This is a genomic window from Herpetosiphon llansteffanensis (assembly GCF_003205875.1).
Classification (GTDB): domain Bacteria; phylum Chloroflexota; class Chloroflexia; order Chloroflexales; family Herpetosiphonaceae; genus Herpetosiphon; species Herpetosiphon llansteffanensis.
Genome location: NZ_PUBZ01000095.1, coordinates 1 through 13618 on the forward strand (window position 1 = coordinate 1; position 13618 = coordinate 13618).

Sequence of the window (13618 nt, forward strand, 5' to 3'; positions counted from 1 at the left end):
CTTCCCAATCGGCTAAACTAGCATGGAACGGCATAGAATTCCTCGTAGACATGGGTGCTGACACGTCCAGTATACGCGAATTCTCTGCCGTTTGTCGTTTCCTCCCCGAACTACCTACCCTTGAAAGGTTGGGGCTGGGGGGTGAGGGAACGCTCTTCATCCCTCATTAAACCTTGACATCAGCATCGCCATAATAGGTATAGGCCAAGCCCAAGGGATTGCGCTCTTCTTCGATAAAGTAGCGTCGCAAGGCTGGCAGAATATCGCCCATCGCCTCGCCTTGGCCCAAGCGTTCGATTAATTTTTGGCCGAAGGCCGCCGCAAATGGAGCTAGCATTGGGCATTCGGTGCCCAAAATGCCACGTGCGCCAAGTTGGCTGAAAAAGGGAATAAAGCCGCTGCTCAGGGTTGGCAGCACTTGGGCCGATTCGCACATATTCAAAATCACCAACGGTTTGCGTTCCAGTTTTAAGCCCCATTGGCTCAGTAAGCGCAACGTCAACATGCTTTGGTTCCATTTCAGCCAGCTATCGCTAATATTTGGGTCGCTTGGCTGATATTCTTTTTGGCTCAAGCTCAGCAGATCGCTGTATTTGCTACGCACACCCTCATCCAAACGTGCCATCTGATCGCGAAACTTGGCCAGCCAATCCGAGGTATCGTCGGGAGTTTTGGCGGTGTGACCATGGCAATACATATAGACGATATCGCTTTGGCTGAATAACGGGCCAAGGCTGGTTTTATCGCCAGCCTCACGCAGATCCAACACAACATTGCCACGGCTATCGCTCCAAGCTTGCAAGGCTGCGCGATGCTGTTGGGTTATATCAACCACACTATCGGCCAGCGGCACGCGAAAGGTATAGGTTCCGCCGCCAATCTGCAATCGCGGCTGAGCACTTGGCGCTTGCTGAGCATTTTGGGCCAGCTGCGTGGTCATAATTTCCAAGCGATAGCGACAACCCCAAAATTTGTTCAAATCAACAGCGTTTGGGTCGTTGACTGGCTCAGGGTAGAGCAAGCCCCACGGCACGCCGCTGGGCATACCGTGATGAATAATCTGCAAGGCTGGCAAACTTTGCTCAGCGCTAATTGTTTCGAGCCATGTGCGCAAGGCTGCTAACGATGCTGCTTGTTCGGCAGTAGCGCCACTTGGGGCAAATAAAGCAGCATACAGCCGATTGCCGACGACCGCCAATTGATACAAGCTTTCGCGCCGTTCGGCCAACTTGCCGCGCGTGCCTTGGCGATACGATGGTTGCCACGTAATGTCGTAGAGCGTGTTGCGGGCTTGAAGAATTTCGTTACTCAGGCTGGCCGCATTAATTGGCAACAGCACATTCAAGCCACGCTGTTCGCCGCGACGGGTACTTGGGCCTTCATCAGGCCATGCCACGTTCATACGATAAAACTCACCATCGCCAGTTAATGTGCAGCTGATTTTCTTGGGCCGAATCGCCGCCAAATCTGCAAAGCCCGCCGTGCGCGAATAGCTAATCCGAGCCAATAATGGCGCTGGCAAATCGCTCTCAACGGGGGTGATTTTGAAATGCAATTCAAGCGTTTGCAGCAGAGTCCAATTGTAATAAATATTGATCCACAGCGGCACATCATCAATTGCCTGCTGCGTAGTGAGGCTAAATTGGATGGTTTGGCTATCGCCCGTTGGCGGCAAACTCAACTGCTGCATCGGTGCTTCAAACACCAAATACTGGCCTTTGCTCGACACACTGATAAATAAGGGCAAATCCTCGCTTGTTTCGGGCGTTGGCAAGGCTTCAGCAGTGGCTATGCGCGAATCGCTGCGGCGCTGGCCAATATTAATCCGCAAATGATAGCGGCTGTCGACCGCTAAAGTGGTAGTAGCAGCGACCAAATCCGGCGGATCATCTGCATAATACAGCGCTGCATTCACCACCCGCAGTTGGATTGGAGTTACAGTACCAGTCTCATCTGAGTTGCGATAATCATCGATATGTTTGGGGACAACTGGATCGCTCTGCCAATGAGCTGTGCGATCAGGAAAGATCCGGATGATCGTGACTGTAATGCCAGCCAATGCCCCAACGACCGAAACAGCGCTTTGTTTCAGCTCAGCCACAGCAATTAACGTGGCCTGATCGCCCTCTTTGGGGTTGGGCGTAGGCGTAATCACCAGCCAATCGACGTGGCGTTGATTGACGATCATCAAAGCGGTTGCCAAGGGCATCCCAGCAGGCAAAATTAACGCAAGCGCAGAAGGAGCCACCATCAAAGTACCCTCCTAGCAGTACCAAGTGCTGACTCCATTGTACGAAGCTGCTTCATGGCTTGTCAACAGGCTAAATCGCCAAAAACCCATAGACCATTTGATATACGGCTGGCGTAAGCAAAACCTCAACTAAACCCGCTAGCACAAGCCCGGGCACAATAACCAAGCAAAATACTTTCAAATACATGCCCCAAGCCCAGAGCAAATGTCGTCCAGCGCTATAGGTTGGTGGCACAAAGGCCAAGGATGCACCCAGCCGCAAAGCCAAGGCCGCAGCAAACATGCTCAGCGGAATTTCAATCAGGCCATGAGGTAGTTCATAGGCCATCAGATAATTCAGCCCAGCTCCAAGCCCGCCACTCGCTGCCAGCGTACTCGCACGAAACGAGATGCTCATCAGATTAATCGCTGGCACCATCAAGCCAAAAAAGCCCAAGCTAAGCGCTGAGAACATGCCCGTAAAAAAGATTGCAAACAGATTGCCACTCAAAATAGTGCCTAATTGAGGCGTAACCAATGCCCCGCGATTCGTATCCAAACGCGTCATGATATTGGCCAACGATTGCTCGCGCTGGCTCTCTGGCGTAAATTGGCTGCCAAAGATAATTGCCGCCAAACAACAAATCAGCACCATAAGCAAGGCTAAGCGCGTTTCGCGCCAAACCACCACCAATTCTTGGCGATAGAAGCGTTTGAGCCATGCGCCAAGATTGCGCTGTGCACCTTGGGCCGTTTGCACATGAAACATTGGCAGATGCTTATCGGGATTGGTGCCAGCAGGGCGAATTTCGCTAAAGAAGGCATTCAAGGCACGATTAATTTGGCCAACATTAAGCGCCAAATGCTCACGCGATAGAATCGATTCGCGTTTAAAACTGCCAATGCCGGTACGGGTAAGCACAATCGTCAAAATGAGCATCACCGCCATAATTGCATTCAGCACGTCGTAGCGTTCGCCAATAATCAGCACAGCCTCAAGCTGCACCATAATTGCAACTGGCACCAAAATGAAGCTGGCTAATAAATTGGCCAAGCGCACGGTGTTGGTATGTGATGAAATCACGACTGCTGCCGAAACCATTGCCAAAGCCTGGGCAATGCTCAGCAATACCATTTGACCAAAGATCGCAAGATCAACTCGGCCAAGCAAGGCAGTTGGTGCAAAGATACTGAGGCCAACTCCAAACAGCAGCATCGCAATCAGGCTGGCCCCAATTGGCGGAACAATCGCCGCCAACAACTTGCCACGATACAATTGACCATCGCTAATTGGCATTGAGAACAGCGATTCCAGCGAGCCACGTTCACGCTCGCCAACAAACACTTCCAGTGCCACAATCAACGAAAACGACGCAGGTAGAAAGCCCACCAGCAACACAATAAAGGGAATTAAATTAACCACGCCTTCTGGGGTATCAACATTGGAGTAGGCATAAATTACGCCAAACAAGGCCCCAATTGGTACCAAAAAGGTTAACAACCCAATCGGAATCAAAATCCGCCAATCGCTCAAGGTATCGGTTGCTTCGCGGCGCAAAATCGTCATCACTGGGCCATGGGTGGTCGTTGCTTGGCTCAAGCGCTGGGTTGAGGTGCGTTTGCTGATCGTTTCGTGCTCGCGCGAGAGCAATTCCTCGCGATTGAAACTATACATACCCCAGCCAACCATCGTCAGCCCAACCACCAGCAACAAGCCATTGATCACGATAATTGGCAAAGACATGCCATTAATGATGATCAAAGATTCAATCTGCACCAAAATCGCCATTGGAATCAGAATGAAACTAGCAAGTAAGTTGGCAGCCCGAATGCTGGTGGTATGCGAAGAAACATAAACCGCTGCCGCAACCATGGTGAAGACTTTAATCAGCAAAATCGCCGTAATTCCAAGAATCCAGCCAGTGGTCAGATACTCGCTCAGAAAAACCCGATTTGGCAGCGAGGCCATACGCACAGGCCGCCCTAGTTCAATCGCCAGGCTATAAATGACCATCGCCACTGCTGATGAACCAATTGGTGGCAACAGCGCCGCAAAAAATTTAGCCAAATACAAGCCGCGATCGCTCATCGGCATCGCCAAGAGCGATTCTAAGGTTGAGCGCTCACGTTCGCCAACAAACGATTCCAGCGGGCCAATCAAGGAAAGCGAGGCAGGCAAGAAGCCAGCAATCAACAAACCAAGCGGCACTAAGCTACGACTGATAAATTCATCGTCGAGAAAACTAACTGCTTGGGCCACGCCCGACCGCAAAATCAGCGGCAACAGCACCGAAAGAATACATAGCGGAATCAAGGTGCGCCAATCGCTCAGCGTATCGCGTAAATCGCGGCGCGTAATGGTTAGGGCCTGATTGCTCATACGGCTACCTCGGCTACCGCAGCAGCGTTTGGCTGTGCAGGCTGGTTGCGAACTCGTTCGTTGTGGGTTTGGCCAACAATCGTCAGATACACATCTTCCAACGAGCGCTGCACCTCGTTGATCGAGAGCAATGGCCAGCCCCAACCACTAATCCGTTGAATCAGACTTGGATTAAGCGTATGTGGCTCGGTCGTGCGATAGCGCAACCAACTATTGCCAACTGCTTCAATCGTCAACAAATCGGCTAGGCGAGTGGCTAGCTCTGGTTGGGGTTGGGCCAAGCGTAATTCCCAAATCGGGTCGCCCATCAATTGTTGGCTCAGCTCAGCAATCGAGCCCTGCACGGCAATGCCGCCATCGTGGACAACCGCGATGCGGTCGGCCAATTCTTCGGCCTCGTTCAAATTATGCGTACACAGAATGATTGAGCGTTGAGCCGAGCGCAAGCCGGCAATCGCATCGCGCACCGTTCGCGCCGAGTGCGGGTCCATGGCCGTGGTTGGCTCGTCGAGATACAAAATATTGGGATCGTGGATCATGGCGCGAATTAAGGCCAACTTTTGTTTCATGCCCTTCGAATAGCCATCAATGCGTTTTTCGCGAGCTTCCCACAGGCCAAATTGTTGCAGCAACTCAACAGCGCGCTTGCCACAATCACGATCATTCATGCCTTGCAGCCGCCCAAAAAACAATAAATACTCAAGCGATTTCATGCGATGGTAGAGGCCTGGAAATTCGGTCAGCAAGCCAACAGCGTGGCGCACTTCACGGGCATGGGTTTCAACATTAAAGCCGCCGACAATGGCCCGCCCGCTGGTTGGCTTGAGAATTGCCGCCAACATGCGGATGCTGGTGGTTTTGCCAGCGCCATTTGGGCCAAGCAAAGCTAAAACTTCACCAGGCTTAACTTCAAGCGAAACGCCCTTGACAGCGTGAAAATCTCCAAATTGCTTGCGTAACTCTTCAGCAACAATCATTGCAGAACTCCTATCCAAACCGCCACCATCATGAAAAAAGGGCGTACCAATACCAGACCGCAAAAACGCTCGCTTGTCAAGCCTACGATAGTCCAATTGTGCTGCTAGTGCCCAGGTTGTTTTAACCAACTCTGCATTCGCCAACCAACCAAGGCACTGGCTACAATAAAATTAAGCATGTGCAACTCGAGGAATTCAAGCCGAAAACCGAAATACTCTTGTCCAAACCAAGGGGGTATTAGCGACCAAAGATCCCAATATGGCACTAAAAACCCAAAACCCAATGCCATCATTGCCGCCCCAATCGCATAGTAGAGACAAAACCAACATGTTTTATCACGCTTAATGTGACGTTTGTACAACCCGATCGTGGTGAAAACACTCACCCAAAATCCCAACACCAGCGCAATCAAGCCACCAAGCACAACATAAAACAAAAAAGAGTCTATGAGCATGCCTATTCCAGAAGTAGTCCCCATCACCAAAACCCCATTGATGAGACCCGTGCCAAGAATGATCCCTCGCCAACTACGCCAAAACCATGCTTGCCAGCGCACTATTTGAACCAATTCACTACTAGGAACCTGATAGTCCATAATAACCCCGCTTTTACTTCAATCAATCCTTAGGCTTTAATGCAACTTCTGGCGTATCAAGCTGCTGAAACTTGAACCATTCCTGCATGTTCCAGCCAACCAAAGCGCTCGCCACAATAAAATTAATCATCGGCAACTCAACACTCAGCATACGAATCTGATTATTATCAAAGCTCCAGATCCGCCACGATGCGGTTAGGAAATAAAAAATCGCCACCACTATTGCTGCTCCAGCAGCATAATGCACACTAAACCAAAAGGCGGCGTGGCGCTCAATCTGGCGCTTATATAAAACCAGCGTCGTGAAAATGCAGACCCAAAAACCTAGTACAAGGCTAATCAACAAACCAAGCACCGCAAAAAGCAGGAAGGCTTCAACATATAACAGCTGGATTCCAGTAGTCGTGATAATTAACCACCCCCAGCTCCGCCAAAACCAGCGTTGCCACGATACGCCATGATCGGGCAAAACCGGTGGCAGCTCAGGCTTACGATAGTTAGGAAACACTGGATCATGAGGATAGTGCATTCAAACCTCGCTTTTGCGTGAATCAATCAACTAGCTTTACTATAGCCAAAGCGCGGCTTGGGTAGCAGCAGATGTGCAGCAAATTAACAGCAGTTCAGCCAAAAGTCGGGTAGTGCAAATCGCGCAGTTTATGCTAAAATCAGCATACTGTATCCATCGTTATTCATTCTGCTGGAACAGTGTTGCAATGGTGCAGCACTGAAGCATTGACATTAAACGGGAGAACCCCCTCATGACCATGGTTGAAGAACAGGTACCAACCCGCGAGGAAGTAAGCGCCGAAGACACTTGGGATATTAGTAGTCTGTATGCAGACCAAGCGGCTTGGGAGGCTGATGTTGAACGGATTAGCAACGATTTGCTGCCAGCCTTGACCAGTCTGCAAGGCAGCCTAGCCAATGGTCCTGAGGCCTTATTGGCAGTCTTTCAAGCGCAAGAAGCGCTTGGCATGGTGCTCGAACAAATCTATGTCTACGCCAGCCTGCGCGCCGACGAAGACACCGCCAACCAACATCACCAAGCGCTCGAAGAACGCGCCACCGCGCTTTCGATTAAGGCCAGCGCCGCCACTTCGTGGATCGAGCCTGAGTTATTGGCACTTTCCGACGAGCAAATTTTGGGCTACATTAGCGCCTTGCCAGCCCTCGAAGTGTATCGCCGCGCCTTAGAAGAGCAAATTCGGCTGCGCGAACATACCCGCTCTGGCGAAGTTGAGGAATTATTGGCCCAAAGCGGCGAGATTAGCCGTGGCGCACAAACCACCTTCAATATGTTTAGCGATGCCGACCTCAAATTCCCACCAATTGAAGATGATCAAGGCAAGCCAGTTGAAGTTACGATGGGTCGCTATTCGGTGTTGTTGGAAAACCCCGACCAACGGATTCGCCGCGACACCTTTATGAGCATCCACAGCACCTATCGCCAGTTTCGCAATATGTTGGCAGCAAACTATGCCACCAATGTGCGCAGCAATATTTTCTATGCCAAAGCGCGTGGCTACGATTCGGCCTTGGATGCCAGCCTAAAACCCAAAGAAATTCCCATGAGCGTTTATGATAATTTGATCAGCACCGTGCACGAGCACTTGCCCAAATTACATCGCTATGGGTCGGTTCGCAAGCGCATTTTGGGCATCGACAGCCTGCATGCCTACGATTGGTTTGTGCCCTTGAATGGCGCTGCACCAACCAAAATTGATTTCGAGCAAGGGGCTTCGTTAATTTTGAGCGCCTTGGAGCCACTTGGCGCTGAGTATAGCTCTAGCCTCGGCCATGGCCTTGAATCGCGCTGGGTTGATCGCTACGAAAACAAAAACAAACGCTCAGGGGCCTATTCATGGGGTTGCTACACCTCGCAACCATTCATTTTGATGAATTACAAAAATAACTTGAATAGCCTCTTTACCTTGGCCCACGAGCTTGGCCACTCGATGCACTCGTTGCTGACCCGCAAAAATCAACCCTATACTTATGGCAGCTATACGTTGTTTGTGGCTGAAGTCGCATCGACCTTAAATGAAGCCTTGCTGGCCGAATATATGCTCAAAACCAGCGACGACCCAGCCTTGCGCTTGCAATTGGTCACCCAGCAAATCGATGATATTCGCGGGACGTTGTTGCGCCAAACCTTGTTTGCCGAATTCGAGCGCGAAACCCATCGCATGGCCGAGCAAGGCGAAGCCCTGACCGCCGATACCCTCAGCGCCTTGTATCGCCGTTTGATCGAGCAATACTATGGCCCTGAATTGGTCTTCGATGAAGAATTAGATATTGAATGGGCGCGGATTCCCCACTTCTATCGCTCGTTCTATGTCTACCAATATTCGACTGGTATTTCAGCAGCGCTGGCCTTGGCCGATAAGATTTTGACCGAAGGCCCTGGCGCTGCCGAAAATTATGTCAATTTCTTGCGTGGTGGTAATTCTAAATCATCAATTGACCTGCTCAAGGGCGCTGGAGTCGATATGACAACGCCAGACCCCATTCATCGTGCCATGAATCGCTTCGGCGATTTGGTAACCAAACTCGATGAATTAACAGCTTAATCCTGGTTCGATGCTCGCCCTTCGTTGTGAAGGGCGAGTTGTTTTGTTGTGTAAGGAGTTGACATGGCCGATCCACGGGTTGTCAAAATGGCCCATACCTTGGTCAATTATTCAATGAAGATCAAAGAAGGCGAAATGGTGGTTTTGCAAAGCGAACCAGCAGCCGCACCTTTGATCAAAGAGATGTATCGCGAAATTTTGCTGGTCGGTGGCAATCCGGTTGTGCACACCGTTATGCCTGGCATCTCGCGAATTTTGCTCAATCATGGCAACGATCAGCAGTTACAATGGATCTCACCCTACGATCGCTTGGGGATTGAAACCGCCGATGTGCGAATTCGGATTGATGCGCAAAGCAACACTCGCGAACTTTCACAAGTCGACCCAGAGCGCCAATCGGTATTCCAAAAATCGCGTAGCGAATTGATGGGCAAATTGATGTCGCGCACCCATGCTGGCGATTTTCGCTGGTGTGTGACGCTGTTTCCAACCGAGGGCTTGGCCCAAGATGCCAACATGAGCTTGCCCGATTTTGAAGATTTTGTCTATGGTGTGTGTTTCTTGAACGAAGCCGACCCGATCGCCAAGTGGCAAGAACTTCACGACAAACAAGCGCATTTAATTAATTTCTTAGAAGGCAAGCGCGAAGTGCATATCTTGGGCGAAGGCACCGATATTCGCTTGGGCATTGCTGGACGCAGTTTTGTCAATTGTGCTGGCGATTCCAACTTCCCTGATGGCGAGTTCTTTACCGGCCCCGAAGAAAATAATGTTAATGGGATTGTACGCTTCTCCTTCCCAGCGATCTATAATGGACGCGAAGTCGAAGATGTGCAATTGACCTTTGAGGATGGCAAAGTTTTTAAGGCCACTGCCAAGAGCGGCCAAGATTTCCTTGAGCAAATGTTGAACGTTGATAATGGGGCACGGGTTTTGGGCGAATTTGCCTTTGGCACCAACCCCAACATCAAAAACTACACCCGCAACATTTTATTCGATGAGAAAATGGGTGGTACAATCCACATGGCACTCGGCGCTTCCTACCCTGAAACTGGCGGCTTAAACCAATCGGCAATCCACTGGGATATGGTTTGCGATTTGCGCCAAAATAGCGAAGTCTATGTCGATGGCCAACTGTTCGAGAAAAACGGCACATTCGTGGTCTAAACCTTCCCTGTTTTCTTCCAACTTAAGCATGTTCGAGGGTATGAACAACACTGTTCATACCCTTTAGGCTATGATGCAGGCAGTGACGCAGCTGGTGGTTTGGTTGGTTTCTGGCCCAACCCCGCTTGCTGCAGCTGTCTGATTATTGAACCATTTCTGCTGTAAGGAGAGTCCGATGGTCGTATCTCGCTCACGGGCAGTGCTCAAAAACGTTGCATGGCTGACATGCGGCGCGTTGGTTGCCCTGCTGATCGTCTATCTGCGGCGTGATCCGCAGGCCACCGCCGCCCCCAACACGGTTACTGGCAAGGTCGAAATCGCCGCCCAGACCAATCGCTCAGGCTATGATCCCTTATCGTTGGCCGAAATTGAGCAAGCCCAGAAGATTGCGCTCAACGAATGGCAAGCCAAACGCGGCAAAGTTGTCGAAAACAAGGCCGTGCCTGCTGATGCGCAGTTGGAATTCGTCAAAACCGAACGCCACGAAGAAATTCAAGCGGTCTACAACAAGGGCTCATGGCAACGCCGCGCCGATGTGCTGATTTTCGATTATGCCAAAAACAGCTTGGTCGCGGTGTTGGTCAACCTGAGCACTGGCAAAGTCGATGTGCTTGATCAAGCACGAGGCAGCCAACCACACCCGACCGATCGCGAAACCACACGCGCCTTGCAATTGGTCTTGGATCACCCTACCTTTGGGCCACAATTACGCGGCGAGTATCAAGCCTTAACTGGCAAGAGCCTGACCAAGGCCAGCCAATTCCGGACGGCAGGCTTCGTCTATATTGCCGAACCACAAGTTGATAACGCCGCTGTTTTGCGCAGTTGCCAACAAAATCGCTGTGTTCAATTGCTGCTCAGCGCCGATGATGAATGGGCGATTGAGAGCACCCCGATTGTTGATCTTTCGAATGGCCTTGTGGTTAGTTTGAAACGTTAGGAGCCTGGCGATGAAGCTTTCAGCACGTTGGGGCATGCTACTTGGCATGCTATTAATTGGGGCCAGTCTGCTTAGCACAAACTCGCAGCAAGTGGCCAATGCGCAAACCCGTGACCGTTGTTCGAGCGGCAGTTTTACGATTAACAAAACCTTGGAAAACGGAGCCAACTGGACATTATGTTGGGAAGAACGCAGCAGCGAAGGGATTGTACTGCGCGGCATTCGCTACACGCCACCAGGTGGCAGCTCAATTTCAATTATCAACCAAATTAATTTGGCCCAAATTCACGTCCCATACGACGATAATACCGCCCGTTTTCACGACCTCTCAGATTATGGCTTGGGTGGCGGCCACCTGAATAACATGACGGCAGCAGATTGCCCAGAAGGAACCTTGTTGCAAAATAATGGGCGTAATGTGCTGTGTGCCACAGTTGTGCCAACCGGCTATGCCTACAAATACTATGCCCAAGTGAAGCAAGGCTCGGCCTTGGTGGTGCGCTCAGTTTCACACATTGGTGCCTATAACTATGTCAGCCAATGGATTTTCCACGATGATGCCACAATTGAGCCAGGCATCGGCGCAACTGGTAAATTGCAAAAATGTACCAATGTGGCCAAATATGGTTGGAAGATCGATGCCAGCGGGTGTCAATATGGCACATCACACGTCCACAATTACTACTGGCGCATCGACTTTGCGCTTGGCGGCAACAGCAATAACGTCGTTGAGCAGATCGAATTCGATTCAAGTGGCACAGCCCAACGTGGCTTACAAGTGCGAGCCTATACCACTGAAACCGCCACTCAAGTTAACCCTGAAAATTTCCGTTCATGGCGGGTCAAAAATAGCAGTGTCCTGAATAGCGATGGGCACGAAATCTCATATGACATCGTTGGCAACTCCGATCATGTGTTCCGTGGCCCTGCATTTGAGCCATGGACGAAGAACGATGTCTATGTGACCGAAAACAACCCCTGCGAACGCTGGGCTTCGCACAATGAAGGCAGCAGCTGTGCCGATGATGTCAGCGGTTTTGTCAATAACCAAACCTTGGCCGACCCAATCGTTTGGTATGGAATGACCTTCCATCACCTGCCCCGCGACGAAGATGATCCATTAATGTCGGCCCACTGGAGCAGCTTCCAGATGGTTCCCCGCGACTTATACGCCAGCCAACAACGCTAAAAAACAAACGCCCGCTCAAAGCTTGAGCGGGCGTTTTTGTCGCCTATTTACCAGGCGTTGGCGTAATGGTTGGGGTTGGTGGTGGTGGTGGGGTTTGTTGTTCGTCTAAGAACTTCAATGCCCAGAATAATTGCGAATCAGCACAGGCAGTTGCGCCATCTGCTGGCGTACGGTTCAAAATACATTCAACTGGATATTGGCTTGCATCATCGGAGAATGGCACCACATAATCGGGTGTAACTCCCAATGTGTGGATTGCGCGCTTGTTGGGCGTTAACCAGTGCGCGATTGTAATCCGTGCTTCCGATTTATCACTGAGCGTATGCACGCTTTGGACTGAACCTTTGCCAAAGGTTTTTTCACCAATCAAGGTTGCGCGTTTGGTATCTTGCATTGCGCCAGAAACGATCTCCGAGGCGCTAGCTGAGCCACCATTGACCAACACAACCACCGGCAGATCGAATAACTCTTCAGCATCGCCTTGTTGCAGGGTCCGATATTCTTTTTGAGTGCCATCACTATTTTCTTGATAGTGGGTTACACCATCTTTGGTAAAACGGCCAAGAATATTTTGGGCCTGATTGACATAGCCACCAGGGTTATTGCGCAAATCAAAAATAATCGCTTTGGGATTATTGGGTTTGAGTTTGGCAATTGCTTGATCCATTTCGTCGTAGGATGTTTGCTTAAACTCGCTCAATTGAATATAGCCAATATCGCCAATCATGGTTGAGCGCACGCTAATCAACGGAATCGTATCGCGCACAATTGAAATATCGAGCTGTTTTTCATCGCTGGTGCGATAAACCGTGATTACGACTTGCGAGCCTTTGGGGCCGCGAATGAGCTTAATCGCCTCAGCCAAAGCTTGATCGCGTTCGAGATTGGCGATAACTTCGCTAATTTGTTTGCCATCGACTGCCACCACAATATCCCCAGCGCGCACATTGGCTTTTTCAGCAGGCGAGCCTTCGATTGGCGAGACAATCATAATCTGGCCGTCTTTATATTCGACGTAGGCTCCAATGCCCTCGAAGTTGCCGCGCATATCTTCGCGTGAGCGTTCAGCGGCTTCTGGCTCTTGAAAACCAGTAAAATCATCGCCGAGTGATTGCAGCATGCCGCGAATTGCGCCATACATCATTTTTTTCTCGTCGATTGGCTCAGTATGATAAAACTCTTTATTGACCAGATTCCAAACTTCCCAAAAAGTCTGAAAATTTTCGTCTGCATTGGCAGGGGGAGCAGCCATTTGCGTTGCTTGCAACGAATTCGAACCATCGCTCGTTCCTGCTTGATTAGCAGTGATCAGCGCCTGTTCTTTCGATGAGCTACCCCAATAAAAACCAGCGCCAAGGGCGATGCCAACAATCAGCAAGACACCAACAATCCCACCCAACACAACCCAAAGCTTTGATGTTTGGGTTGCGGAAGCGCCCGATCTGGGCTGGAACTCGCTCATAGAAAACCTCGTTTCAAGCAATTTAACCTAGGCTAATCCAGCCTGTATGCAGTGTACAACTTAAGCAACTGCTTGTAGGTTAGGTTGGCATTAGCAATCGAAAT

At 50.4% G+C, this 13618-nt stretch carries 10 protein-coding genes; 4 read left to right on the plus strand and 6 right to left on the minus strand.

The window, feature by feature from the left end; all coding sequences use genetic code 11:
* Positions 1-166: 166 nt before the first annotated feature.
* The 5 genes from C5S61_RS12975 to C5S61_RS12995 form a co-directional block, all read right to left on the minus strand.
* Positions 167-2251 (minus strand): CHAT domain-containing protein, encoded by a 2085-nt coding sequence (locus C5S61_RS12975; RefSeq protein WP_110515474.1) that lies wholly within the window; start codon positions 2249-2251, stop codon positions 167-169.
* A gap of 70 nt (positions 2252-2321) precedes the next feature.
* Positions 2322-4610: a stage II sporulation protein M gene (locus tag C5S61_RS12980; protein WP_110515475.1), complete on the minus strand. Its 2289-nt coding sequence runs from the start codon at positions 4608-4610 to the stop codon at positions 2322-2324.
* A complete protein-coding gene (locus tag C5S61_RS12985; protein ID WP_110515476.1) occupies positions 4607-5587 on the minus strand; it encodes an ABC transporter ATP-binding protein in 981 nt (326 codons plus the stop codon). The genes C5S61_RS12980 and C5S61_RS12985 overlap by 4 nt, the downstream gene beginning before the upstream one ends.
* Positions 5588-5691: 104 nt before the next feature.
* On the minus strand, positions 5692-6183 hold the full coding sequence (locus tag C5S61_RS12990) for a hypothetical protein (protein ID WP_110515477.1): 492 nt from the start codon (positions 6181-6183) through the stop codon (positions 5692-5694).
* 22 nt (positions 6184-6205) lie between these two features.
* Positions 6206-6712: a hypothetical protein gene (locus C5S61_RS12995; RefSeq protein WP_110515478.1), complete on the minus strand. Its 507-nt coding sequence runs from the start codon at positions 6710-6712 to the stop codon at positions 6206-6208.
* 232 nt (positions 6713-6944) lie between these two features.
* On the opposite strand from C5S61_RS12995, the gene pepF reads away from it, so the two are divergent.
* The 4 genes from pepF to C5S61_RS13015 all read left to right on the plus strand — a co-directional run bounded on the left by pepF (position 6945) and on the right by C5S61_RS13015 (position 12052).
* Entirely contained in the window at positions 6945-8756 is a 1812-nt protein-coding gene (gene pepF / locus C5S61_RS13000) for an oligoendopeptidase F (RefSeq protein WP_110515479.1), read from the plus strand.
* 63 nt (positions 8757-8819) lie between these two features.
* Entirely contained in the window at positions 8820-9923 is a 1104-nt protein-coding gene (locus C5S61_RS13005) for an aminopeptidase (protein WP_110515480.1), read from the plus strand.
* Between the two features lie 175 nt (positions 9924-10098).
* Complete coding sequence (locus tag C5S61_RS13010) at positions 10099-10863, plus strand: hypothetical protein (protein ID WP_110515481.1); 765 nt, start codon at positions 10099-10101, stop codon at positions 10861-10863.
* A 10-nt stretch (positions 10864-10873) separates the two neighbouring features.
* Entirely contained in the window at positions 10874-12052 is a 1179-nt protein-coding gene (locus tag C5S61_RS13015) for a copper amine oxidase (protein ID WP_110515482.1), read from the plus strand.
* Between the two features lie 43 nt (positions 12053-12095).
* On the opposite strand, the gene C5S61_RS13020 is transcribed toward C5S61_RS13015, so the two are convergent.
* On the minus strand, positions 12096-13514 hold the full coding sequence (locus C5S61_RS13020) for a S41 family peptidase (protein ID WP_110515483.1): 1419 nt from the start codon (positions 13512-13514) through the stop codon (positions 12096-12098).
* Positions 13515-13618 lie beyond the last annotated feature (104 nt).